This window comes from Haladaptatus cibarius D43 (genome assembly GCF_000710615.1).
GTDB classification, from domain to species: Archaea; Halobacteriota; Halobacteria; order Halobacteriales; family Haladaptataceae; genus Haladaptatus; species Haladaptatus cibarius.
In genome coordinates, this window is record NZ_JDTH01000001.1 from 767,959 (window position 1) to 791,325 (window position 23,367).

At 58.7% G+C, this 23,367-nt stretch carries 22 protein-coding genes; 8 read left to right on the plus strand and 14 right to left on the minus strand.

Features of this window, described 5'->3' with window-relative positions:
• Positions 1–138 precede the first annotated feature (138 nt).
• Positions 139–2,070, minus strand: coding sequence for an aldehyde ferredoxin oxidoreductase family protein (locus HL45_RS04015; protein WP_049969803.1), 1,932 nt, complete (start codon positions 2,068–2,070; stop codon positions 139–141).
• 290 nt (positions 2,071–2,360) lie between these two features.
• Complete coding sequence (locus tag HL45_RS04020; protein ID WP_049969804.1) at positions 2,361–3,542, minus strand: PQQ-binding-like beta-propeller repeat protein; 1,182 nt, start codon at positions 3,540–3,542, stop codon at positions 2,361–2,363.
• A 306-nt stretch (positions 3,543–3,848) separates the two neighbouring features.
• On the opposite strand from HL45_RS04020, the gene HL45_RS04025 reads away from it, so the two are divergent.
• The 4 genes from HL45_RS04025 to HL45_RS21085 all read left to right on the plus strand — a co-directional run bounded on the left by HL45_RS04025 (position 3,849) and on the right by HL45_RS21085 (position 5,726).
• On the plus strand, positions 3,849–4,277 hold the full coding sequence (locus HL45_RS04025) for a VanZ family protein (protein ID WP_049969805.1): 429 nt from the start codon (positions 3,849–3,851) through the stop codon (positions 4,275–4,277).
• A 15-nt stretch (positions 4,278–4,292) separates the two neighbouring features.
• Entirely contained in the window at positions 4,293–5,363 is a 1,071-nt protein-coding gene (locus HL45_RS04030) for an archaeosine biosynthesis radical SAM protein RaSEA (RefSeq protein ID WP_049969806.1), read from the plus strand.
• 97 nt (positions 5,364–5,460) lie between these two features.
• Positions 5,461–5,583, plus strand: a complete 123-nt coding sequence (locus HL45_RS21765) for a hypothetical protein (RefSeq protein ID WP_267879582.1) — start codon at positions 5,461–5,463, stop codon at positions 5,581–5,583.
• The gene (locus tag HL45_RS21085) at positions 5,580–5,726 is read left to right on the plus strand and encodes a hypothetical protein (RefSeq protein WP_162833842.1); all 147 of its coding nucleotides are present in this window, start codon (positions 5,580–5,582) and stop codon (positions 5,724–5,726) included. Before HL45_RS21765 ends, HL45_RS21085 begins: the two co-directional genes overlap by 4 nt.
• Before the next feature lie 585 nt (positions 5,727–6,311).
• On the opposite strand, the gene HL45_RS04035 is transcribed toward HL45_RS21085, so the two are convergent.
• The 3 genes from HL45_RS04035 to radB all read right to left on the minus strand — a co-directional run bounded on the left by HL45_RS04035 (position 6,312) and on the right by radB (position 9,873).
• Entirely contained in the window at positions 6,312–7,115 is an 804-nt protein-coding gene (locus HL45_RS04035; RefSeq protein ID WP_049969807.1) for a GNAT family N-acetyltransferase, read from the minus strand.
• Between the two features lie 104 nt (positions 7,116–7,219).
• A complete protein-coding gene (gene arcS / locus HL45_RS04040) occupies positions 7,220–8,971 on the minus strand; it encodes an archaeosine synthase subunit alpha (RefSeq protein WP_049969808.1) in 1,752 nt (583 codons plus the stop codon).
• 203 nt (positions 8,972–9,174) lie between these two features.
• Positions 9,175–9,873, minus strand: a complete 699-nt coding sequence (gene radB, locus HL45_RS04045) for a DNA repair and recombination protein RadB (protein WP_049969809.1) — start codon at positions 9,871–9,873, stop codon at positions 9,175–9,177.
• A gap of 102 nt (positions 9,874–9,975) precedes the next feature.
• On the opposite strand from radB, the gene HL45_RS04050 reads away from it, so the two are divergent.
• On the plus strand, positions 9,976–10,710 hold the full coding sequence (locus tag HL45_RS04050; protein ID WP_049970081.1) for a hypothetical protein: 735 nt from the start codon (positions 9,976–9,978) through the stop codon (positions 10,708–10,710).
• Positions 10,711–10,731: 21 nt separating this feature from the next.
• Here HL45_RS04050 and HL45_RS04055 read toward each other — a convergent pair whose 3' ends face one another.
• The gene (locus HL45_RS04055) at positions 10,732–10,956 is read right to left on the minus strand and encodes a hypothetical protein (RefSeq protein WP_049969810.1); all 225 of its coding nucleotides are present in this window, start codon (positions 10,954–10,956) and stop codon (positions 10,732–10,734) included.
• A gap of 24 nt (positions 10,957–10,980) precedes the next feature.
• The gene (larC, locus tag HL45_RS04060; protein WP_049969811.1) at positions 10,981–12,315 is read right to left on the minus strand and encodes a nickel pincer cofactor biosynthesis protein LarC; all 1,335 of its coding nucleotides are present in this window, start codon (positions 12,313–12,315) and stop codon (positions 10,981–10,983) included.
• Between the two features lie 203 nt (positions 12,316–12,518).
• On the opposite strand from larC, the gene HL45_RS04065 reads away from it, so the two are divergent.
• A complete protein-coding gene (locus tag HL45_RS04065) occupies positions 12,519–14,741 on the plus strand; it encodes a CDC48 family AAA ATPase (protein ID WP_049969812.1) in 2,223 nt (740 codons plus the stop codon).
• A 537-nt stretch (positions 14,742–15,278) separates the two neighbouring features.
• Here the strand turns inward: HL45_RS04065 and phoU are convergent.
• The 5 genes from phoU to HL45_RS04090 all read right to left on the minus strand — a co-directional run bounded on the left by phoU (position 15,279) and on the right by HL45_RS04090 (position 20,602).
• Positions 15,279–15,956 carry a phosphate signaling complex protein PhoU gene (gene phoU / locus HL45_RS04070; protein WP_049969813.1) on the minus strand — a complete coding sequence of 226 codons (678 nt, stop codon included), beginning with the start codon at positions 15,954–15,956 and terminating at the stop codon, positions 15,279–15,281.
• Between the two features lie 48 nt (positions 15,957–16,004).
• Complete coding sequence (pstB, locus tag HL45_RS04075; protein ID WP_233274690.1) at positions 16,005–16,805, minus strand: phosphate ABC transporter ATP-binding protein PstB; 801 nt, start codon at positions 16,803–16,805, stop codon at positions 16,005–16,007.
• Positions 16,806–16,889: 84 nt separating this feature from the next.
• The gene (gene pstA, locus HL45_RS04080; RefSeq protein ID WP_049969815.1) at positions 16,890–18,572 is read right to left on the minus strand and encodes a phosphate ABC transporter permease PstA; all 1,683 of its coding nucleotides are present in this window, start codon (positions 18,570–18,572) and stop codon (positions 16,890–16,892) included.
• A gap of 1 nt (position 18,573) precedes the next feature.
• Positions 18,574–19,530, minus strand: coding sequence for a phosphate ABC transporter permease subunit PstC (pstC, locus tag HL45_RS04085; protein WP_049969816.1), 957 nt, complete (start codon positions 19,528–19,530; stop codon positions 18,574–18,576).
• Between the two features lie 55 nt (positions 19,531–19,585).
• Entirely contained in the window at positions 19,586–20,602 is a 1,017-nt protein-coding gene (locus HL45_RS04090) for a phosphate ABC transporter substrate-binding protein PstS family protein (RefSeq protein WP_049969817.1), read from the minus strand.
• A 319-nt stretch (positions 20,603–20,921) separates the two neighbouring features.
• Here HL45_RS04090 and HL45_RS04095 point away from each other — a divergent pair, with 319 nt between their 5' ends.
• Positions 20,922–21,920, plus strand: a complete 999-nt coding sequence (locus HL45_RS04095; protein ID WP_049969818.1) for a phosphate uptake regulator PhoU — start codon at positions 20,922–20,924, stop codon at positions 21,918–21,920.
• 19 nt (positions 21,921–21,939) lie between these two features.
• Here HL45_RS04095 and HL45_RS04100 read toward each other — a convergent pair whose 3' ends face one another.
• Together HL45_RS04100 and HL45_RS04105 are read right to left on the minus strand one after the other, a co-directional pair.
• Entirely contained in the window at positions 21,940–22,356 is a 417-nt protein-coding gene (locus HL45_RS04100; protein WP_233274679.1) for a hypothetical protein, read from the minus strand.
• A gap of 73 nt (positions 22,357–22,429) precedes the next feature.
• Positions 22,430–22,807 carry a 30S ribosomal protein S8e gene (locus HL45_RS04105; protein ID WP_049970083.1) on the minus strand — a complete coding sequence of 126 codons (378 nt, stop codon included), beginning with the start codon at positions 22,805–22,807 and terminating at the stop codon, positions 22,430–22,432.
• Positions 22,808–22,898: 91 nt separating this feature from the next.
• Between HL45_RS04105 and HL45_RS04110 the strand changes: the two genes are divergently transcribed.
• The gene (locus HL45_RS04110; RefSeq protein ID WP_049969819.1) at positions 22,899–23,345 is read left to right on the plus strand and encodes a DUF2240 family protein; all 447 of its coding nucleotides are present in this window, start codon (positions 22,899–22,901) and stop codon (positions 23,343–23,345) included.
• The last annotated feature ends 22 nt before the right edge of the window (positions 23,346–23,367 follow it).

A 23,367-nucleotide genomic window follows, 5' to 3' on the forward strand; every position in this document is an offset into this window, starting at 1 on the left:
GGCGTGTGGGCGGTGGCGGTCATGTGTTGTCGGAAGTATCTAGCAGTACTGTTGAACATACTCAAGCCTCTCTACAACTGTCCACAAATTCTCGCAGCCCCCACCGAAAAATACGAAACGCAACCGCGAAACGCTAGCTTAGTCGTCACCCGATGCCGCGGCACTGCCGGAACTCACGCCGGTTCCCGGCCCGATGTCGATGCCGAGATCGTCCAGTTTTTCGTCCGGAACGACGCCGTCTTCCCAGTCGCGCACCTCGTAGTACTCTGCTTTGAGTTTGTCGAGTTCCGCGAGTTGGCCTTCCGAGCCGCCCTCACCGGGGATTGCGTCGGGGTGGCCCTCAACGAATCGCGCGGGCAGGCTGTCGTCGTCGCCGTCGAAGCCGACGAGGTTGTTGTAGTAGCGTTCGAGGTTGTAAATTCGTTCGCCCGCTTCCATCAGTTCGTCTTCGGACACGTCGAGACCGGTCATGCCGTTGTACTGGAGGACGTACTCCTCGACGCCCTCCGCGAAGGCGTTGAACTTGCAGATGTCGAAGGAGTCGCTGATGGCGTGCATGTCTTGGAAGGTGGCACAGAGTTCGCCTTTGCCTTCCCAGTCTGCCGGGTCAACCTTTTCCGGAATGCCGAGGAGTTCCGCGGCAGGGGTGTAACCGCGCAGGTGGCAGGCACCGCGGTTGCTGGTCGCGTAGCCGATTGCCATTCCTTTCATCGCTCGCGGGTCGTATGCGGCCATCGTCTGGCCTTTAACGTCCAGCGCCATCTCCTCGTCACCGAGTTCGGTTGCGGCGCGAGCCGCGCCCTCCGCGAGCAGGTCGGCGAGTTCATCTTCGCGGTGAGCCACGCGGTCTATCATATCGACCATCGTGTCCACGTCGCCCCATTCGAGGCCCTCGTCCAATCGGCCTTCCTCGGTGGCTTCCATCGCCATCGCCATGGTGTTGCCCATCTCGATGGTGTCGAGGGCAACGTCGTTACAGCGGTCTATCATCAGCGCGACCTTGTCCCGGTCGTCGGTCATCGAGTTTGGGCCGAGCGCCCACGCCGATTCGTACTCGTAGGACTCCATCCGAACGTTCATGTCGTCGCCTTTGTGGTGGACTTGTACCTCAACTTCCTTCTTACAGGCAACCGGGCAGGAGTGGCAAGTCGGTTCGTCCACGAGGATGTTCTCACGGACGTTCTCGCCGGAGACGTTTTCGGCGTCGATTTTCGGTTGTGAGTGTCCCGCCTCAGCCTCGCTGCTCGTGCTGGTGTGCTGTGCGTTCCGCGTCGGGAGCCCGTCCATCTCCTCGGTGACGTTCATCAGGACGTTCGTGCCGTACAGCGACAGGCCACCTTCGTTCGGTGCCGTCACGTCGGATTCCTGAATCGCCTGCATCGCCTGCTTGTGGCCCTGTTGGAACGTCTCTTGGTCGGCAGGCTTCTGCATCTTCGTCGTGGATTTGATGACGATTGCTTTGAGACCCTTCGACCCCATCACGGCACCAGTGCCACCACGGCCAGATGCTCGGTCGTCTTCGTTGATGATGCAAGCGTAGCGAACTTCGTTTTCGCCCGCCTGTCCGATTGCCATCATCGAGAGGTTCTTGCCGTAGGCACCGTCGATTTCCTCCTCCAAGGTGTCGCGGGTTTCGTGGACGCCCTTGCCCCAGAGGTGTGATGCATCGCGGAGTTCGATTTCGCCGTCTTCGACCACGGCGATAACCGGGTCGTCGGATTTGCCTTCGAACAGCAGGCCGTCGAACCCGGCCCATTTCAGTCGTGCCCCCGACCAGCCGCCGTGATGCGAGTCCGTCACGGTGTTGGTCAGCGGCGACTTGGTACAGACAGCGATTCGCCCGCTCATCGTGACCTGCGTCCCCGTGAGCGGCCCGTTCATGAACGCCAAGAGGTTGTCTGGCCCGAGCGGGTCAACGTCCGCCCCTTGGTCGAACACGTACTTTACGCCGAGGCCCCGCGCCCCGATATATTTCTTCGCGTCGTCGTCATCGACGCCCTCGTAGTTCACCGAACCGTCCGAGAGATCGACGCGAGCGACGTGGTCATGAAAACCGCCTAAATCGGTCATGGTAAGTTCCAACGTTTATATTAGGTCGCTATCGTGTTAGCCGTTGCCACAAAGATGTAACTTATTTTGGTTACGTAAGTGGAATCAGCACGGTTCGCCAAAAAATCGAAAGAGGACGCTACCGAGTTCGGCCGAACGACTGCACGTTGTTTCCGCTTCCAGAGTAAATAGTTCCATCATCGCCTGCTGGAGCGTATCGCATCGGCCATTATTGGCATGTGTCGAATAGTAATAATGCTTCGGAATGGGCTGCTTGTCGCCGCGCTCCGCAAAAAACGAGCTTTGACGACCTACTCGTCACGGTCGAACTTGTGAACGTAGCCGTCTCTCGTGTTTTGATAGAGTGCGTTGTCGGTGACGACGGGTGCACCGTAGGCGTCACCAGTTGTCTGCCACGTTTTCCGTTTGGTACCAGTAGCGCCATCGAAGGCAGTGACCTGCGAACCGTGTCCGGCGTACACGACTCCGTCTTTGGCGGTCGATTCTGGCACGAAGTTGCCGTCCTCGGCTCTGAACTCCCATTCTTCGTGTGCGTCGTGCGTCCTGATTGCGGTGAGATAGAAACTCCCATCGGAGTACATACTGGCGAAGAGGTGGTCGTCGGTCGCAGTCACGTGTTGGGCATTCTCGTGGTAGCCTATCGGTTCACACCAAAGGGTGTCTCCATCTTCGGTGTCGAGCGCGAGGATGTTCGGCGATTCGGGGTCGGTTTCATCGCGTGACAGGCCGACGTAAAGGATATCGTTGTGAGCCGAGAGGTCGCTGATGGCTGAATAGTTGGTGTCTTCGTACGACCACTGCACGTCACCGGTTTCCGCGTCGAGTGACCAAATCGTCCGATCTTGAGCGATGAAGATGTGACCATCTTTTTCCGCGATAGCTTTGGTTGCGCCGGTGCCACAGTCCTCGCCACTAAATGTCCATTTCGTCTCACCCGTTTCAGTATCGACAGCGTACAGGATTGTCGGCGAGGCTTGATTCTCGGTCGGGTAATAGGCGGTTCCGTCGGCGACAACCGGTGTCTGTACCGGTTCGTTTTGAACTAGCTTCTGGTTATCGAGTTCGCCGGTTTCACCCATGTAACTGGACAGTCGGAACTCGTCATCGTCGTATTCTCCACCGACGTACACGGAGCCGTCCGAGTAGGTAAGACCGAGATGGTCTTTTGTTCCGGCGGAATCGTTCTCCCATGTGAGGGTTCCGGTCGAACAGTCGATAGCACGGAGTGTACCATCGTCCGGCCCGATGTAGACCAGTCCATCGCTGACCGCTGGAGAGGAACTCATTCTCCCGACCGGTCCGAATGTCCAGCCAGTTGCGTGTGTTTCCACGGAATCCGTGTCCGCAACTTCGTTTTGTACTGCGTGAGGTTCGTCACGGTTTTTCGTGGCCGTGGTCGCACCGACGACACCAGCGGTACCGACCGCGAGGCCGACCGTCTTCAGGAACGTTCTGCGTGTATTCTTCGACATGCAGAAGGAAAATGTGACACAGTTATATTCACTATCGGCTTCATAACATTCTTTTCAGTCGTTTTTCGTGATTTTATAGGTAAGAAATACTACATCACGTCCAATCGACCAATATCGCTATAGCAACCCCCGAAGATGGATTTCAGACCTCTATTTATCAGATAATAAATCAATTAATGAGTAGATTCTGTACTGTATTTCGTAGAATTATATTCGGTCGGAAAGATTCATGATACTGCATATACCGTCTATCAAACAATCGGTAATCGTCGTCCTTTACACTGCCTGTTACTATTTGGCGAACGAATGTCCGCTCCCCTCGACAAACCGACCATGCGAAACTGGGCCGCCGTCCTCGCCTTCGCGGTCGGTATCTGTTACTTTTCGGTATTCTCGACTCCCGACGCTGGTGTTTCCTCTTTCGCCCCGCTCGGACTCGTCGGAATGGACAAGTGGTATCACGGGATTGGCTACGGCGTTTTCGGCGTGTTGCTCGCAATCGCGCTGTCGAGTGGGGACGGGGAGGCCGATAAAGCCACCAGCGCGATCGTAATCGCGCTGGTGGCCATCGCAGGAGCGACCGGTTTCGGAATCCTAATGGAAATCGCCCAGACGTTTGTTCCGGTTCGCCACGGCGGAATCGGGGACGCGACTGCGAACGCATTCGGGGCAACGGTTGGGGTCACGACGTGGCGGCTCGTCGCCGGACGAGACGAAGGCGATTTACGCGCGTAACCGCTCTTCTCGATAATGAGTACGCCGACTCCCGAGAGCTACGAACAGGGCAAGGGGATGGATGCCCACAACTCCGTGATGCGCGATATTCGCGCGAAAAAGGAGAAGCATTACGACCCACACGAACCGACGCGTGTGTGGTTGGACGAGGATAACACGCCGGATGGCGTCTACCAGAGTCTCACGATCATTCTCAACACGGGTGGCTGTCGCTGGGCGCGGGCCGGTGGCTGTACGATGTGTGGCTACGTCGCCGAATCCGTCGAGGGTGGAAGCGTCGCCCACGAGGCCCTGATGGACCAAATCGAGGTCTGTCTCGACCACGAGCGCGAGAACGCAGAGGAAACGAGCGGCCTCATCAAAATCTACACCTCCGGGTCGTTTTTGGACGAGCGCGAAGTCGGTGCCGAAACCCGACGAGCCATCGCAGAGACGTTTTCCGACCGTGACCGAATCGTCGTCGAGAGCCTGCCGGATTTCGTGGAACAGGAAAAGTTGGAGGACTTCACCGGCGTCGGTCTGGAAACCGACGTGGCAATCGGACTTGAGACGGCGAACGACCGCGTTCGAAAGGACTGCGTGAACAAATACTTCGACTTCGAGCAGTTCATCGAAGCCAGCGAACACGCCGAATCGGTCGGCGCGGGCATCAAAGCCTACCTGCTGATGAAACCGCCGTTCCTCTCGGAGGCCGATGCGGTGCAGGACATGAAGGAGTCGATTCGGAAGTGCGCCGAGTACGCCCACACGGTGTCGATGAACCCGACGAACGTTCAGCGATACACCATGGTAGACGACCTCTACTTCCGAAACGGCTACCGACCGCCGTGGCTCTGGAGCGTCTGTGAAGTGCTACAGGAGACGGCTGACGCGCCTGCAATCGTCATTTCCGACCCGGTCGGCCACGGCTCCGACCGCGGCGCGCACAACTGCGGCGACTGCGACGACCTCGCCCAGAAGGCCATCAAGGATTTCGACCTCCGGCAAGACCCCTCCGTGTTCGACGAAGTGACCTGCGAGTGCGAGCACACGTGGGAAGCCGTCATGGAGCGTGAGAAGAGCTATAGTCTCCCACTGGCGCGGTAGTCAGGCCGGTCTTATTCCGGCTACGGCGCGGATAACTAAGGACGCATCTAGCAATCGGACTGGTGAGGTGAATGGACACGGACGACCGTCCCGAGTGATGACGAACGCACGGGGGCAGTGCGAGACGATACTCTGTCCGAATGGGTGGGTCGAACTCCGGAATCCGGAGCGTACAGACCAGTGGATTGCCATCGACGCGCCGACAGAGGTGCGTCGATGACTATCGCGGGAAAACTGGCAGTCGTCGCACCGATTGCGGTTGCTGGCCCGGTCGTCCTCTGGCCGCTTCTCTTGTTGTTTCTCGGCGGCTTGCTGCTGAACGCGATGTGGTCGCTAATTCGCGGACGACGTGGAAGGGAGTGACGAAGGGGGTTTTTGGTCGAGGATGTTACTCTGATTCCGGTTGCCGACTCCACGTCACGGCCGAAACCGCCAGTCAGCACGTCCCAGAAATCGGTTTCGGCGGAAAAGATACGAAAAATGGCTTTATTGAAGATATTACAAATCGACAAGAATGGCGTGCTGAACGGAGAAGGTGTATTCACCACCCTCATCAGTTACGAAATTCCAGATCGATAGACGTGCGAACCTCACGCTCTCGGTTCGGTATCTTCTGGTTATGAAATAGCAGTCGCTCGTCGTTGTTATAGAGACGGGGTAGGCCAGCCAGCGGTAACTACACGTGGAAACCACGTGAGTTGAAAGGTAGCTGCCTGACCATGCCGTCTTCTTCCTCTTTCTGCTATCGCTATAAAACGTCTCCGGTACTCAGATATGGTGCATATCGAAATAGTTGAGAAATATCAATCTGTGAGCTACGTCTTTTAGACCGGACAAATTTTGCCTCAGTCCGTGATCGATACGCGCCCGGTATTCAGCACGGTTTTATCAAACGATCGCTATGATACTGATTCGCAGGCCCAGAAAATCAAACCTCAAACCCTCCCGTTAGAGCTTTCGAGCCATCATCACTTCGTCAACGAACTCGTCGCTGACGAGATAGTGGTCGTTTCGCACCGCTTCGGTTTCCCAACTGAAATCTTCGAGGAGGTCGATTGCTGTCTCGTTCGTCGCGGGAAGGCTCTGGTATACTTTCTGGTATCCGGCGTCGTTCGCCCACGCCATCGCGCGTTCCAGCAGTCGGCTTCCGATGCCGTGTTTGCGGTACGGGCCGCGGACGCCCACGGTCAGTTCGGCGGTGTGGCGCAGTTTGTCGAGTTCCGGTGCATCGAGGTGAACCCATCCGACGACTTCCCCCTCGTTCTCGCCACTGCTCACGGTTGCCACGTAGAACATCCGCGAACGTCGGTCGTTGTTGCGGAGCAGGGCCCCCTCGTCGTCGATGTCGGCGGCGACTCGCTCCGCGGAAATCGACGCCCCCTCGTCGGCGACTTCACGAATCGCGGTTTCGATGCCCCGGCGGTCGAACTGGTGGGCTTGCCGAATTCGGTACGAAAGCCCCTCTTCTTCGTACTCCTCCACGTCGTTGTCGAGCGCGAGGTGGAGTTCTCCTTCTTCTTCGATGAGGTGCCCCGCGTCCAACAGCGCGGAGACGTACTGCTGGAACTCTTCCGGCGGAATCCGGACTTGCGGTTCCGCGGTTCCTGAGCGGGCCGGTTTCGACCCGGACGGTGAGTCGATTCTGACTTGGTCGCGAACTTCCTCGACGGAGACGGAACCGTTGCGTTCGACTTCGTCGTAGATGCGTTGTTGAATCGCGTCGTCGAACTCGATGGTAGCGGGTACTCCCATACTGGAGTCTACCAACGCGGAGAAGGTTATTATTTATCGCCTAATTTCGCCCCACGGCAGAGCGACTGCGGATTTCGAATTTATCGGGTGGGTAATTCAGCAGATCACTTCTCTTCGACGTGTCGCACGTCCGCGGAGACGCCGCGCGTCGATTCCACCATCTCCGGGCCGGACATCTCGGCGCGGCCGATGGCGAACGCTTTCGGCCCTTCGATGACGACTTCGTCGCCGACGCGGATGTCGTCGTCCGCGTCCACGATACCCGGCGCGAGGACGCTTCCGTGCGGCGCGAAGGCGTCGATTTCGATTCGTTTTTCGGGTACGTCACTTTCGACCCACTGGCGCGCCCCGGCGAGGGTGAGCGAGAGCATCCCGTACTGCGGAACCATCGCGGCCAACTGCTCGCCGTCATCGTCGTGAACCCGGAGTTTCGGGTAGCGACTCTCAATGTTGATGGATGAAAAGAGGTCGTTGCCCGCACCCTCGCCGAACTGGTAGTCAGCGATGCCGCGAACCGTGTTGTGCTGACGCTCACGCTTGCCGTATTTCAGTTCGCCCGAGAGCGTGCTGGCGAGGTTGGCGAGCGATTCCGTGCTGGTCGGGTGTCCTTCCACGGTGTACTCGAACTCCATGTCGAGGGCGTCCTCGACTCGTTCGCACACGTCGCGGTAGCCTTCCTCCGGAACGTGTGCGATGACGCGGGGATACTCGTTTCGCTCCAGATACCGCCGGAGAACTTCGGCGACGAACTGCTTTTCGTCCTCGCTCCAGCGACCCGTGACGACGGAATCGTAATGCTGGGCGGGATAGGTCAGTTCGAGTTCCTGCGGTACGACGCCGATGGGACTCGTCATCGATACCTTGTGCGCGCGGAACTGAATCGCGTCGTGATATTGGCCGTGGCTTTGGGATTCGCTGTAGGGCTTTTTCGCGGAGCAGGGAAGCAGAACCAATGGATTGTCGAACCGACCTTGATAGCGCGTGGTCACGCGGTCTGCGAACCGCTGAATCTCGACCCTGCGCAGGGAGTCGGAAGTTGCGGCGGCAAGTTCCGTGTTCCGGAGAACCGGCGTTCGTTCCGCCACGTAACTCCACTGTTGGTCGAACTCGCGGAACGCGGCGGTAAGCCACTGTTCGTGGCGGGTCTGTCCCTCGATGTAATCCCGAAGTCGGCCCGCACGGATTCGTTGGCGGACGACTGCCAATTCGGCCCGGAGTGCGTTCACGTTGTGGGCAACGCAGTCCTCGCGGGTGAACTTCTCCACTGGACGCTGGCAGGCCGGACAGGAACACGGGAGTTCCTGGAGGTCTTCGAGATAGTATTCTCCCTCGGTGGTCAGGTATTTTCCTTGCGTTCCCTTGACGACGGCGCAGTCTGCGTCCACGAGGTCAACCCCCGAATAAACGAGCGTAGCGACGTTTTTCGGCGTGGCGACACCGGACAAAAAGAGCGCGCTGTCGGACGGAATCGCCTCGCGCGTTTCGATGATTGCCTCTTTGAACCCCGCTCCGTGGCCGACGACGCCTTGCGCGCCAGAAAGGATGTAGGCGTCGGTGCCGAAATCCTCCGCTGTTTCGGGTGCGATTACGGCAGCACTCGGGAACTCCACGTCGGGATAGTCCACCGCAAAGGATTCCATCACTTCTTCGTCGGTGCCGCGCGGAAATGCGCGATGGGGGAGAACGGTCAACTGCGACTCGTCACCCGCGGGCATCTCGCGCTCTTTGAACCAGAGGCTTCCCGCGTCGGAGACGACATCGCCAGCGAGTCCGGGCGTGGTCACGGATTCGGAAAGGCGGAGTTCCCCAATTCGGGCCGCCCCATCCCGGTCGTGAACCTCGAAATAGTCGGTCATACCCGTGTTTCGGGGGAGCGGATTCAACTATCTTGCGTAACTCCGTGAGTTTCGAACTGGAGAATGGGACATCGTTGCGAACTCGGAGGCGGGCGAGTGCGGTGCACTCGCCCGCAAAGTGATTGTACAACAATCGTCGTTCGAGAACACAGCACAGCAGTCACAGCAATTCCGAACCGAAAAATGAATCCCTAAATTCACCCTCAAACCGTCTCTTCCATGCCTTCCAATCCGGAGTCCGTAATTCGGAACTGGGCGCGTTCTCCGGCGGATTTCGACCGGTGTTTTTCGAGGGTCGCCCGGCGGTTACCGCCGCGGAATCGGTCTACCCGGAGGACGACGCCAGTCCAGTGTTCCAGCGTGTGTCCGCCGAGGGGTCGGGTGCCGTCCGAATCCGGGTCGGTGTACACCTGATTCGTCAGGAGAACGCCGAGGTCGTGCTTTCGCGCCAACGAAAGTAGATGGGTTACTTGCCGGGCCACGCTTCTGAGTGCTTCCCCGCCCTTCGTGTCCTCGCTTCGTTCGAGGCGATAAAATCCGGTCGCGCTGTCGAGGACGACGAGGTCAGCGCGGTCGGCGAACTCGCTCACGTCCTTGACTGCGGCCTCCTGTTCCGCGAAATCGAGGGCTTCCTTGATGATGATTCGGGACGCGACCTCGTCCACGTCGCTCACCCTCGCCTCGGCGACTTGCTCGAATCGCTCGACTGAGAGGCCCTCGGTGTCGATGTAGACGACGGTGCCGCCGTCCCGCGCGGTTTCGACTGCGGTTCCAAGCGCAACGTTCGTCTTTCCTGCCGCGGGCGGCCCGTACACCTGCGTCACGGTTCCTCGTTCAACTCCCCCTCCGAGTAGGTCGTCCACGGGCGGACACCCGGTCGTCAGTTTCTCGGCGTCGGTCACATGCGGTCTTGGCCCTTCTCACGCAAAAAGTTCCGGTTTTAGCCCGACTGTGATGCGTTTTCGACCGTGGCGATTTTGTTCCACCCCTGCGAAGGGAACACAGTGACAGTCGTCGTTGCGACAGCGGATTTCGAAGTGTATCACGACGTGGTGAACGAACTGCGCGACAGGGGCGTCCGGTTCACGACTATCGAACCGGGCGACGACCTTCCGGAACACGCCCGAATCTGCATTCGGGGAGAAGGGGACGACATCAATCCGGAGGCCGACCTTCCCGTCGTCGTCGCGGATTCGGAACATCCTCGAAAAGCGGTCGAGGAGGCGCTCGCCATCCTTCGCGGTGAATCTGGGAGAACCATTATTGGCATCGACCCCGGAACCCGCCCCGGTATCGCGGTTCTCTCGGGTGACTTCGTCATCTCTGCGTTTCACGTCCCACTTGCCGACGCCGCCGAAGTCGTCCGCGAGGAGGTCGAAGACGCCATCGACCCCGTGGTTCGAATCGGTGACGGCGCGCGCTTACAAGGCGCACATCTCATCCGCGAACTCGAAGACGTACTGATTGAACTCGTGGACGAAACCGGAACGACGCCCTACCTCGGCACCGGCGCACGCGGCATGGGCGACGTGCTCGCGGCGGTCAACATCGCGCGACTGGAGGGCGAAGTCGTAGAAGAACGCGACATTGAACCGACGCAGGGCGAACTCGGCGTCATCAAACGTCGGTCGCGCGAGCGGTCGGAAGACAATCGCGAAATCGACGAGGAACTCGCCCGCCGTGTCGCGGCGGGCGAGTTGACCATCGAGGAGGCGCTCGCTGAACATCGTGAGGAGTAGGACACAGCGGCGATTGCCCGGCTACAGTTCGACCAGCACGGTGTACTGGTGCATCTCGTCCACTGGGCACTGGAGATGTTCTTCCTTGACAATCGACCCGGTCATCAGTTGTTTGCCGACTTTCTGAAATTTATCGAGTTCGACGTACCCCTTCTCGCGGGCGACGATTTCGCCCTCGGGGTCGGTTTCGAACTCACCCATTCCGTCACAGCCGTCGAAGGGGCATTGAACGCGGACGAGAACCATATTTCTCCTACGATTTGTCGATAGTTATAGATTTTCGTGTATCGTCCTTTCCGCCCGCCGCATCACCTCACGAACCGCAATCCCGGTTTCCTGTGCCACAGCAAGTGCGTCGTCAAATTCGGTACTCACATCGTACGCCGACCCGGAGTCGTCGCTCGCAATCTTGACGGTCACGTCGTACTCCGATTCATCGATTTCCAGCGTCACCGTCTCGAACTCCCGACGGGCAATCCAACGATGACTCGCGCCCGACGTGCGAACGCCGAGGGTTCCGGTTTCCTCGGCCAATTTCCGGGCGACTCGCTCCGCATCCTCCGGTTTCGTGATGACCTTCACAAGATGGCCCGGACGCGATTTCTTCATCGTCGCCGGAAGAATCGTCACGTCTCTCGCGCCCGCATCCGCGAGAGTATCCTGAAGGCCGCCGAGAACTTCCGGCGGCGCGTCGTCCAGATTCGTTTCGAGAACCGTGATGTCGTCGCGGATAAGACCGCCGCCCTCCCCAGATTCGCCAGCAAGGACGCGGAGAACGTTCGGATGTTCGGGGAAGTCGAATCCTCCTGCGCCGTAGCCCAATTGTTCGACGTTCAGCGTTGGAACCGTTTCGACCCCGTCTGCGAAGTGTGCGAGAATCGCGGCTCCCGTCGGTGTTAGCAGTTCGGCCTCGATAGGCCCACCAGCGAGCGACCAGTCGGCCTGCGTCGCAACTTCGACCACGGCGGGGGCCGGAATCGGGTAGGTTCCGTGGCTCATCTCGACCTGTCCGCCGCCGGTTGCGAGTGGGGTCGTCACGACTCGTTTTGCCTCCAAGTCGGCGAACAGCAGGCAGGAACCGACCACGTCCGCGATGGCGTCGTCCGCGCCGACTTCGTGGAAATGCGTCGAATCGAGGTCGGTGTCGTGGACGCTCGCCTCCGCTTCGCCCAGAATCCGGAAGACGGCTTTCGCGTCGGATTCGACCGCGGTGTCGAGTTCCAACGACTCCAGCAGGTCGATTACTTCTCGGTAGGTTCGCGCCGGGCCGGAACCTTCCGCGTGCTGATGGGCATGAGAATGGTCGTGGTGGTGTTTGTGCTCGTGATCGTGTTGATGTCCATGTTCGTGAGCATGTTCGTGACCGTCTTCGTCATCGTGGTGATGATCGTCTTCGTCCCCGTCGTCCGACGAATCGCCGGTCAACAGCACGCGAACCCGCGCCGCAGAAATACCGTTTTTCACCGCTTCTTCGACCGAATACTCCACGTCGAGCGCGCTTTCCACTGGTTCGAGCGCGCTTCGGTCTGCTCCGGCATCGAGCAGTGCCCCGAGAATCATATCGCCGCTGGCCCCCATTCGTCCGTCGAACGCAAGCGTCCTCATACGTCCCAAGGAGGGCCGGAACGCGAAAATCCCACCGGTCGTGTCGGCACCACTATCCCTTTGTACTGTTATCCCGTAGTGTCAACCATCGCACGCGGGCACCGCCCTACAATATCGGCAGACAGCGTGGCCGAAAACCCCGGTAGCAAAGGACTTATGCCCCGCGAACTATCACCCATAACCATCCCCGTGACTGAACAATCATGAACGAAGTGCAACTGGAGGTCGCGAAAGCGTATCCGAACGATTCGGGACGCGGCATCGCCCGTCTCGACCCGGACACGCTCTTGCATCTGAAGCTGAGCCCCGGAGACATCATCGAAATCGAAGGCGGCGACACGACGGCGGCGAAAGTCTGGCGCGCCGATCGGCAGGACTGGAACACCGATACAGTCCGCATCGACGGTTTCACGCGCCAGAACGCCGATGTCGGCATCGGCGAACGCGTCGAAATCCGCAAGGCCGAAGCCGAAAAGGCCGACAAACTGGTGCTCGCTCCCCCCGAGGAGGCGAGCGTCCAGTTCGGAAGCGACGCCGCAGGAATGGTCAAGCGCCAGATTCTGAAACGTCCCGTGGTCGAGCGCGACATCGTGCCCGTCATGTCGAGTACGAACCATCCGTTCATGCGTTCGCCCGGACAGGCAATCCCGCTGATTGCGGTGGAGACGGATCCGCAAGGCGTCTGTCTCATCACCGAGGATACGGAAGTCGAACTGCGCGAGGAGCCGATTTCCGGCTTCGAGAAGACCGGCGGCGGAATCACCTACGAGGACATCGGCGGTCTGCAGAACGAAATCCAGCGCGTGCGGGAGATGGTCGAACTCCCAATGAAGCATCCACAAATCTTCCAAAAACTCGGCATCGAGCCGCCACAAGGGGTGCTTCTGCACGGGCCGCCGGGTACCGGAAAAACCTTACTGGCGAAGGCAGTCGCCAACGAAACCAGCGCAAGTTTCTTCTCCATCGCTGGCCCGGAGATTATCTCGAAATACTACGGCGAGTCCGAACAGCAACTCCGTGAAATCTTCGAGGACGCCGCCGAGGAGTCGCCATCTATCATCTTCATCGACGAACTCGACTCCATTGCGCCCAAACGCGAGGACGTAACCGGCGAAGTCGAGCGCCGCGTCGTCGCGCAACTGCTGACGATGATGGACGGCCTCGAAGCGCGCGGACAGGTCATCGTCATCGCGGCGACGAATCGTGTCGATTCGGTTGACCCCGCGCTTCGACGCCCCGGACGGTTCGACCGCGAAATCGAAATCGGTGTGCCGGACGAGGAAGGCCGCACGGAGATCCTCCAGATTCACACCCGCGGAATGCCGCTTTCGGACGACGTGAACCTGCCGAACCTGTCGAACGACACCCACGGCTTCGTCGGGGCAGACATCGAGAGTCTGACCAAGGAGGCCGCGATGAAGGCACTCCGGCGCTACCTGCCGGAAATCGACTTGGACGAGGAGTCCATCCCGCCGTCGCTCATCGACCGGATGATTGTGAAGCGGAAGGACTTCAAGGGTGCGCTGAACGAGGTCGAACCCTCGGCCATGCGCGAGGTGCTTGTCGAACTGCCGAAGATTTCGTGGGACGATGTCGGTGGCCTCGAAGACCCCAAAAGTCAGGTCAAAGAGAGCGTCGAATGGCCGCTTACCTCCCCCGAGAAGTTCGACCGAATGGGTATCGACCCGCCGTCCGGCGTCCTGCTCTACGGCCCGCCCGGAACCGGGAAGACGCTGATGGCGAAGGCAGTCGCCAACGAGACGAACGCCAACTTCATCAGCGTTCGCGGCCCGCAACTGCTGTCGAAGTGGGTCGGCGAATCCGAGAAGGCCATCCGTCAGACCTTCCGCAAAGCGCGGCAGGTCAGTCCGACGGTCATCTTCTTCGACGAGTTGGACAGCCTCGCCCCCGGCCGAAGTCAGGAGGTCGGCAGCAACGTCTCCGAGCGCGTAGTCAACCAACTGCTCACGGAACTCGATGGTCTCGAAGAAAAGGGCGACGTGATGGTCATCGGCGCGACCAACCGCCCCGACATGATAGACCCGGCGCTCATCCGCTCGGGTCGCTTCGACCGCCTCGTCATGATCGGCCAACCCGACGAGGAAGGCCGCGAGCAAATCCTCAAAATCCACACCGAGGAAACTCCGCTCGCGCCCGACGTGAGCTTGCGCGAACTCGCGGAGATGACCGACGGCTACGTCGGCAGCGACTTGGAATCCATCGCACGCGAGGCCGCAATCGAGGCCCTGCGCGAGGACGACGACGCAGAAGAGGTCGAGATGCGCCACTTCCGCGCGGCGATGGAGGGCGTGCGCGCCACCATCACCGAAGACCTGCTCGACTACTACACGCAAATCGAACAGGACTTCAAGGGTGGGTCGTCCGGCCCACAGCGCCAGACTGGCGGCAGAATCGGTTTCCAATAGAACGTTTTAGCTACCAGCTTTTACGACGGTCGCAGGCAAGCGAGATGACGGCAGCCGTCGTCTCGTTTGCTGGCTTCTTCACGGGCGTCGCCCGTGAAGGAACGAGATAGCTTCGCTATCTCGCATTCCCTGTAAAAGCTGGACCAAAAGCACCGTCAGAGGCAAGCTCTGACGAGCCATTCGTTCGCGGAGGGTGTGCTTGTCGCTGTGAAAAGTAGGCCTGCCTATCGCTCCCGATGGTCGCTTATGAGAGCTTCGGTCACTAGCGTAGGATAGCGAGCAACCCGAGCGATAGGCCGGTGACACAACCGGCAAAAATCAGCAAACTACACAACCGCTGGCGGCCAGTTTACTCTCCGGAAAATCTCCGATTTTCCGGGCCAAGAAACCTTCGACGGAGCAAGAAAACGAGCACCGCGAGTTTTCGACGCGACGGAGGGGGTGACGCAGTGCTTTTGGTGCAGATTTTTCCAGGGAGGTAGGCCGAGACGAACGCCGCGCGGCGTTCGTCCCGGCTCCCGACCGCAGAAAAAGGTGCTAGTAAATAAGTTCGTCGTCGTTCTCGACCATGTAGAACGTGCGGGCGGCGATGTTGACTGCGTGGTCGCCGATACGCTCCAAGTCGCGGATGGTGAGCAGCAGGCGGGAAACGTCTTGGAGCAGACGCTCGATTTCCTGTTCCGTGTTCTCTTCGAGTTCTGTCTCGATGAGGTCGCGGACGACGAGCGCGCTGGCGCGCTCACAGAGGTCGTCCAAATCGTCGTCTTGGTCGGCGACGGCGTAACAGGCGTCGGTGTCGTCCTCGTCGTAGGCGTCCATTGTCTCCTCCAGCATGTCGAGAGTGACGTTTCCGAGTTCTTGAATATCGACTTCGGGGAACACGTCGTGGTCGGCTTGGAGCGTGTACTCGCCGAGATTCACCGCGAGGTCGCCGATTCGTTCGAGGTCGGTGATAATTTTGAACGACGCGGCAATCATCCGGAGGTCGCTTGCGACCGGTTGCTGGAGCGCAAGCAGGTCGATGCAGTCCTGTTCTAAGTCGAGGTACAGTTCGTTCACCTCGTCGTCGCCCTCGATGACTTCGTTGGCGAGTTCGCGGTCTTTCTGTTCGAGTGCGTTGAGTCCGAGACGAAGTCGCTCCATCACGACTTCGCTCATGTAAAGAACGTTCTCACGGAGGTCGGCCAACTGTTGTTGGTAACTTTTGCGTGCCATAAGTTGAATCTGAGGTAGTTGTGTGTTCGAGAGTCGTCGGTATGAATCTTATCCGAACTTGCCGGTGATGTAATCTTCGACGCGTTCGTGTTCGGGATTCTCGAAGATTTTCTGCGTGTCGTCGAACTCCACGAGTTCGCCGCCCGTCAGAAAGACGGCGGTTTTGTCGCTGATACGCGCCGCCTGCTGCATGTTGTGGGTGACGATGACGACGGTGTAATCTTCCGCCAGTTCGGCGATGAGGTCTTCGACCTTCGAGGTTGCGACGGGGTCGAGCGCGCTCGCGGGTTCGTCCATCAACAGGACTTCCGGGTCGGGTGCGATGGCGCGGGCGATGCAGAGACGCTGTTGTTGTCCGCCGGAGAGTTCGAGGCCGGATTCGTCCAGTCGGTCTTTTACCTCGTCCCACAGCGCGGCGCGCTTCAGCGACTCTTCGACGATTTCGTCGTAATCGCCGTCTTTGTCCTGAATGTTGAGTCCGTAGGCGACGTTGTCGTAGATGCTCTTCGGGAACGGATTCGGCTTCTGGAACACCATTCCGACGCGGCGACGGAGCGCCACCGGGTCAACGTCGTTGTCGTAGACGTTCTTCCCGCGCAGGGAGAGTTCGCCTTCGACAGTTGCGGCATCGATGAGGTCGTTCATCCGGTTGATACACCGGAGGAACGTGGATTTCCCGCAACCAGACGGGCCAATCATCGCGGTGACGCGGTTTTTCGGAATCTCCATGTCGATTCCTTGGAGTGCTTGGTCGCCGTCGTACCAGACCTTCACGTCCTTCGACGTGATGATTGGTTGCGTGTCTGCACGATTGACGCTTCCCGAATCGACGTCGGTGTCGATTACCATGTCGTCTGACATCGAATTTGATGGCTCTTCCGCATGCGCTCTGTCACTCGTTTCCTCGTTCTGCATGTTTTCTTGACTCATAGTTTATCCCTCCTTCTGATACTTGTTCCGCAGTGCAATCGCCACCGAGTTCATCGCCAGCATGGCGACGAGCAGGACGATGACACCCGCCGGAACGACTCGGTTGAAGAACTCCGGCGTGGCGAACTCCCCTGCCCACACGTAGATTTGCATCGGCATTGCGGCGACGACCGACTCGAACGTGCGCGGGACAGGGGCGATGGCCGCCGCACCAATCATGATGAGGGGTGCAGTTTCACCGACTGCACGTCCCAGTCCGAGAATCGTTCCGGTGAGGATGCCGGGGAACGCTCGGGGCAGAACGACGTTTTTCACCGTTTGCCACTGGGTCGCTCCCATACCGTACGACGCCTGTCGCATGTTGTTCGGCACCGCTCGAATCGCCTCCTGCGACGAGATGATGATGATGGGAAGGATGAGTAGCGAGAGCGCCAATCCCCCCACGACGATTGTTCCGGAACCGAACAGGTTCCCGGCGACGTATATCGGTGTAAGACCGAGCGGGTTCGCAATCGCTGGGGGAAGCACTGGAATACCGGGGCCAAGATACGTGACGAAGACACCCGCGCCGAGTAGGCCGTATACGACACTTGGAACGCCCGCCAGATTCGAGACGTTGATTGTGACGATTCTCGTTAGCTTATTATCCGGGGCGTACTCTTCGAGGTACACCGCGGCACCGACGCCGAGCGGGAACGATACGAGGGAGACTACGAACATCAACAGCACCGAACCGACGATTGCGGGATATAAACCCGCGTCTGCGGCAGTGCTTGAACTGTTGCCCGTGACGAATCCCCAATCGAGCCACGACTGCGGCCCGGCGAACGAAAGCACGTCAACGAGGAACGCCCCGAGGAGCGCACCGCCGATGATGGCGACTGGTAATGCGAGCCCGACATTGTTTTCCGGTCGATGAGCGACCGTGTCGGCGACGTAGAGTCCGACCGGGACAAGGGCCATTGTCGTCAGAATCGGTGCGGGAACCGCCCCAATGCCGGTGAAAGCACCGACAAACGGCGACAGTATCGTCACGAGGAGGATGATTCCGGCCGCGATATTCGCGGTTCGTTCCTCGTCCCACCGTTTGCTAACGTAGCTTCTTCCGGCGAGTGCAGCCACCGAACCGAAGGTGAGTGCAATCGACATGCCGTTCGTCGGGATGTAGAGCAGACGAAGGATGCCGTATGGCACGAGTACCAACGATGCGCCAAAGGTGAGCACCGTGATACCTAACCAGCCGAGGAACGGGATTTCGAAATCGCTTCTGCTCAATCCGATGGCGAACGCGATGGGGACGGCGAACGCGACGAAGTACGCGAACCACATGAGCGGGTACACCACGTCGATGAAGACGGTCGAGATACCCGCCGCGAATATCGTCCCGACGAGGAGCATCCCGATTGTGGTTATCCCCGTCGAAAATGCGACTCCGCTAGTTTGGTTCAGATACCAACCGACGGCGACGGTGGGCAGGACGAAGGTTGCGAAGAAGACGAGATACCAGCCCGGGTCGGCGGTGAGCGGTTGGATGGCGTCGTTCGCCACGTACAACAGTAGGATGCCGAGCGCGACGATTCCGACGAGGGTTCCGGCCAACAGAGTGTACTTGAATATCGTTCCAGTGGTTCGGCTAATCCGTGAAAACTGCTCCGTCGATTCGAGTCCGCCGGTGTCTGTTGCCATCTTAGTATTCCTCCCGGTAGTGTTCCGCGATGAGGTCGCTGATGACGTTCATCACGAGCGTGATGACGAACAAGGTAAGACCGAGGGCGAACGCGCTCCGGTATGCGAGTCCGCCACCGGCGAAGTCACCTGTGAGATTGTTCACGATTGCCGCCGTCATCGGCATGTTTGCATTGGTGTACTCCATTGGGTTGAGTGGGTTCCGTAGGAACGCCACGCTCCCTGCCGCGATAGTCACCGCCATCGTTTCACCGATTGCACGCGACAGTGCGAGGATGAACGACGAGAAAATCCCCGAAATCGCCGCAGGAATGACGATGCCGACAGAAACGTCGAACTTCGTCGCACCCATGCCGTATCCTGCCTGACGGAGTTCGTCGGGAACAGCACTCATCGCGTCCTCACTGATAGACGCGACCATCGGGATAATCATGATACCGACGACGATGCTTGCCGACATCATGTTGAAAAACTGCATGTCGATGAAGATGTCGAGGAACGGTGTGATGTAGATGAGTGCGAAAAACCCGTACACGATGGTCGGCACTCCTGCGAGGATTTCGAGTGCTGGCTTCAACACTGACCGCGTGCGCGAACTCGCGTACTCGCTGAGATAGAGTGCGGTTGCGACGCCGAGTGGTAACGCAATGATTGCCGACCCAATCGTCACCATGAGCGTCCCGGTCAGCGGTGCCAAAACGCCGAACTCGCCGTTGCTGGGCCGCCATGTCGTATGAGTGAAGAAGTCAAGAATAGACGCTGTTTCCCCGCTGACCCCCAACAGTCCTGCTGTTTCGCTGAAAAACCGTAGCGATTCGTTGACTAATAACAGTATGATACCGACGGTCGTCATTATCGACAGGAGCGCGCACGTGAAGAAGAATAGACGCGCTAACAGCTCCCGCGACGAATTGCCTGTTCGTCTTGTAAGATTTTGTGTTATCCGATCAGTACTCATTGTTCGTATTCCTCAGTCGTATTCGAAAAGGCCTTCGTTTACCGATTCAGTCGCTTCAGTTACCGTTCGCCTTCTCGATGGCTTCTTCGAGTGTGTTCATCTGCTCTTCTTTCTGCGAATCGTCAAGTGGGACGTATCCGACGCGGTTCGCCACGAGTTCCTTGCTCGTGGTGCTTTCTACCCAGAACTTCGCAAATTCGGCGACATGGTCTTCGCTCAACGCCGACTGTGCCGGATAGGTGAACAGCGGCCGCGAAAGCGGTTTGTACTCGCCGGATTTGGCGGTTTCGAGCGACGGCTTGACACAGCCGTTGCCGTTGTCGATGCCCAGTGCTTTTACCTCGTCTGTGGATTCGCTGTAGTAGGAGAAGCCGAGGTATCCGAGCGCGAACTTGCTATCCTTGACACCGTTGATGATATTCTGGTCTTTCTCGCTCGCCTGATGATCCATCCGGTGTTCGTTGTCCTCGCCGACGACGGCCTCATGCATGTAATCGAGCGTTCCGGAGGCTTCCGTTGGGCCGTAGAGCTGAATTTTCTCGTCCGGCCAGTCGGAGTTCACATCGCTCCAGTTGGTGACTTTGTCGCTGCCACCCTGCCAAATCTGTTTGAGTTCATCGACGGTCATGCAGTCGACGAAGTCATTGTTGTTATTGACGACGACTGTAACCGCGTCCGTCGCCACTTGTAGTTCGACGGGTGTGATGTCGTTGTTCTCACACGCCGCCACCTCCTCCTCCCGTATCGGTCGAGACGCGTTGTTGAAATCGGTTTTGCCCGGACAGAAGTGGTTTGCAAACCCGCCACCGCTTCCGGTCGATTTGATGGGAATGCTCACGTCCTCGTATTCTTTATTGAATTCCTCTTGAATCGCCTGCGCCAGCGGGAACACCGTCGAACTACCGGAGATGCTAATCGACCCGCTCAGTCCACCGCCATCGCCGCCGCCACCTCCGGAACCGCCACCCGCCGCGGGATTCTTCGTACAACCCGCGAGCGCGATTGCTCCCGATGTACCTGCTCCCATGAGGAATTTCCGCCGCGAAACGCCGCTTGACGACTTACCAGACATCATCAAATTCGAGGGACAGAACGTAATAATACGTTGCTATTATTTCTATATATTCCTAAATATGCTATTGTTCTACGTTTGGTCATGTGTGGCATCCGGTGTTTGTACGGCGCTAAATATCCTCTGTAGCGGAGCTGGGGCGATACGCTTCAATTTATCCGACGTATTCTCCGCCTAATTTCCCCCTTTCTCGAAGCCATATTTTGCATCTCCATCGCTCATATGAGCGAGAACCATACTATCCGCGAGGATAGTGGTTTTCACGAAAACGTATATAGAGATAGGTGGATTTATAGTATAATCGGAACCATACGAACACATGGAGACGCGCAAGGTGCAGGTCACTGGCGGTTCGACGTACACCGTTTCGCTCCCGAAAACGTGGGCAACCGACAACGGCATCGAAGCCGGAAGCGTCGTCGAATTTTATCCGGAATCGGATTCGCTACTACTCACCCCGAAGGACGAACGCGACCAACTGGAAGGAACGCTCGACATCCGCGACCTACAGGATGAGGAGTTGAATCGCGCGGTCATGACGATGTACGTGAGCGGATTCGACATCATCACGCTCGAAGCCAATCGCATCACGACCGAACAGCGAAGAACCATCAGTTCGGCGACGCAAGGGCTGGTCGGACTCGAAGTGTTGGAAGAAACCGGAAACAAGGTCGTCATCCAAGACCTCCTCGACTCCTCCGAGTTGTCGATTCACAACGCGGTCACGCGCATGCGCCTCATCGCGCTCTCGATGCTGGACGACGCAATCACCGCCCTCGCCGAGAACGACGAGGACATCGCGCGCGACGTTATCACCCGCGACGAGGACGTTGATCGTCTGTGGTACGTCGTCTCCCGAATCTTCCGGGCCGCACTTCGCACCGCGAAAGCGACGGAAGAACTCGGCATGTCCCGCGAGGTGTGTTTCGACTACCACTCCAGTGCGCGCCAACTCGAACGCATCGCCGACCACGCCGCCAAAATCGGTCGGCTCACGCTTCAGACGTCGTCGGCACCTCCCGAGGCAGTGATGGAGAGCCTCGAAGAACTCCACGACGACGCCACCGACGTTATCGACACCTCGATGGATGCCCTCTTTTCCGCCGACAACGACGAAGCGACCGAACTCGCAAACGAAGCACGGCAGGCGATTTTAGAAATCGACGAACACGCGCGTTCCATCGACAAGTTGCTCCGCGAACAAGACCCACAGCAGGCCCAGTCGCTCGGCCTCGTCGTTGACTCGCTCTCCCGATGTGCCGACTACGGCGGCAACATCGCCGAGACAGCGCTCCAGAAGGCCGCACCGCGACCCTGAAACCGAACGAACCGATTTTTCACTTGCTGTCGGGTTCGCTGACGCTTGCGCATCGGCCGCGTTGCCAGACGTAGAGCAGTGCCGACGCTGGCGCCCCGACGAGGATTCCCAACAAACCGAACGGCGTTCGTCCCAACAGCGGGCCAAAAATCTCCCATCCGACTACTGAAATCGGGACGACGAGTGCGTACGACCACGCCAGCGGGACACCACTGCCGTGTCGGTCGAGCGTCCGGCTGTCGAGTTCGTACACGACGCCGAGCGAAAGCATCATGAGCGTGCCGACGGCAACCATCTCGTGCGAAGACGACAGCAGGGAGAGCGAATTCCATCCGTAACTCAGTGCCGGGGCCGCACCCCAACAGGCACCGAGGGCGAGGATGCTTCGTCTGTATCCGACATCGTGGAGGGAGGTTTGGGCGGACTTCTCTGACATATATTAAAAAATATGAATTTGTCTGATAAGCTTGTCGCTCCGCAAAATCGGCGAATCGAAAATCGAGATTCGATTATTCGTCGTCCACGAGGACGGCGTTGACCTGACCGGTCTGACCCGGACGGGAGGTCACGCGCGCTTTGCCTTCGGTCGTGACGATGACCGCGCCCTTCGTGATGATGTTTCGGCGGGCGTAGTTCGGGTTCGCGCCGTTTTCGAGCACGTCCTGAATCGTCGCGCTGACGGTTTCGTCGCCCGTCGTCACGTTGGCGGCGTCGGTGGTGAGCGCGCGAATCTTCGCGTTGCGGCCACGGGCGTCCGTGGTGCGGAAGCGCGGTTCGCCGACCTGCGTTTCGGTCGGTTGACGGCCGAGTTCGTGCTTCTTTTTCTTTCGGAGGGGCTTCAGTCGGCCGCCGGTTCGCTTTCGGGTGGAGCGTCCTTGGTCTTTCATATCGTGAGGGTCGCCCACGAAATACTTCAATGGCTCGATTCGTGGTTCGACATCGGCAGATTTAGGCCGCCACATCCAGTTCTGCTTGACCATGAGTTTGCGGATAGCCGTCGCCGCGCCGTTCCAGCAAAACGGACGCGAGAGAATGCGTGAAAGCGAGTTCGTCGTCGCGCTCTCGCTCGACCGAGACTGGTTTTCCCCCGACCAAGCGAAGCGCCTCGTCGATGTCGCCAGCGGACAGGGACTCCTCTCGCACGAAGACGAAACGCTCGTTGCGGAGTTCGACCCCGCCACCATCGAAATTCCGGACGAGTTCCAACCGGACGAAAGTCTACTACAGGAGCAATCGACGTTCGAGAAGGTGCTCGACAAACTGGTCGCGCACGGCACGACGAAACAGACCGCGGTCGCCGAAATCAACGAACTGCAACAGGAGGCGGGTATCTCCGTCGAAGCCGCCGCCATCGTCTACGCGCGCCGGAAGGGAATCGACGTGAGCGGTGAAGCCGAGGAAGCACTCGAAGACCTCAAAGCGTAAACCCGCGCTTCGCCAAAATCCG

Excerpts from the sequence above, each read along its gene's own strand:
- HL45_RS04015 (WP_049969803.1), bottom strand. The coding sequence starts at position 2,070 with ATGACCGATTTAGGCGGTTTTCATGACCACGTCGCTCGCGTCGATCTC.
- HL45_RS04020 (WP_049969804.1), bottom strand. The coding sequence starts at position 3,542 with ATGTCGAAGAATACACGCAGAACGTTCCTGAAGACGGTCGGCCTCGCG.
- HL45_RS04025 (WP_049969805.1), top strand. The coding sequence starts at position 3,849 with ATGTCCGCTCCCCTCGACAAACCGACCATGCGAAACTGGGCCGCCGTC.
- HL45_RS04030 (WP_049969806.1), top strand. The coding sequence starts at position 4,293 with ATGAGTACGCCGACTCCCGAGAGCTACGAACAGGGCAAGGGGATGGAT.
- HL45_RS21765 (WP_267879582.1), top strand. The coding sequence starts at position 5,461 with ATGACGAACGCACGGGGGCAGTGCGAGACGATACTCTGTCCGAATGGG.
- HL45_RS21085 (WP_162833842.1), top strand. The coding sequence starts at position 5,580 with ATGACTATCGCGGGAAAACTGGCAGTCGTCGCACCGATTGCGGTTGCT.
- HL45_RS04035 (WP_049969807.1), bottom strand. The coding sequence starts at position 7,115 with ATGGGAGTACCCGCTACCATCGAGTTCGACGACGCGATTCAACAACGC.
- arcS (WP_049969808.1), bottom strand. The coding sequence starts at position 8,971 with ATGACCGACTATTTCGAGGTTCACGACCGGGATGGGGCGGCCCGAATT.
- HL45_RS04055 (WP_049969810.1), bottom strand. The coding sequence starts at position 10,956 with ATGGTTCTCGTCCGCGTTCAATGCCCCTTCGACGGCTGTGACGGAATG.
- larC (WP_049969811.1), bottom strand. The coding sequence starts at position 12,315 with ATGAGGACGCTTGCGTTCGACGGACGAATGGGGGCCAGCGGCGATATG.
- HL45_RS04065 (WP_049969812.1), top strand. The coding sequence starts at position 12,519 with ATGAACGAAGTGCAACTGGAGGTCGCGAAAGCGTATCCGAACGATTCG.
- phoU (WP_049969813.1), bottom strand. The coding sequence starts at position 15,956 with ATGGCACGCAAAAGTTACCAACAACAGTTGGCCGACCTCCGTGAGAAC.
- pstB (WP_233274690.1), bottom strand. The coding sequence starts at position 16,805 with ATGGTAATCGACACCGACGTCGATTCGGGAAGCGTCAATCGTGCAGAC.
- pstA (WP_049969815.1), bottom strand. The coding sequence starts at position 18,572 with ATGGCAACAGACACCGGCGGACTCGAATCGACGGAGCAGTTTTCACGG.
- pstC (WP_049969816.1), bottom strand. The coding sequence starts at position 19,530 with ATGAGTACTGATCGGATAACACAAAATCTTACAAGACGAACAGGCAAT.
- HL45_RS04090 (WP_049969817.1), bottom strand. The coding sequence starts at position 20,602 with ATGTCTGGTAAGTCGTCAAGCGGCGTTTCGCGGCGGAAATTCCTCATG.
- HL45_RS04095 (WP_049969818.1), top strand. The coding sequence starts at position 20,922 with ATGGAGACGCGCAAGGTGCAGGTCACTGGCGGTTCGACGTACACCGTT.
- HL45_RS04100 (WP_233274679.1), bottom strand. The coding sequence starts at position 22,356 with ATGTCAGAGAAGTCCGCCCAAACCTCCCTCCACGATGTCGGATACAGA.
- HL45_RS04105 (WP_049970083.1), bottom strand. The coding sequence starts at position 22,807 with ATGAAAGACCAAGGACGCTCCACCCGAAAGCGAACCGGCGGCCGACTG.
- HL45_RS04110 (WP_049969819.1), top strand. The coding sequence starts at position 22,899 with ATGAGTTTGCGGATAGCCGTCGCCGCGCCGTTCCAGCAAAACGGACGC.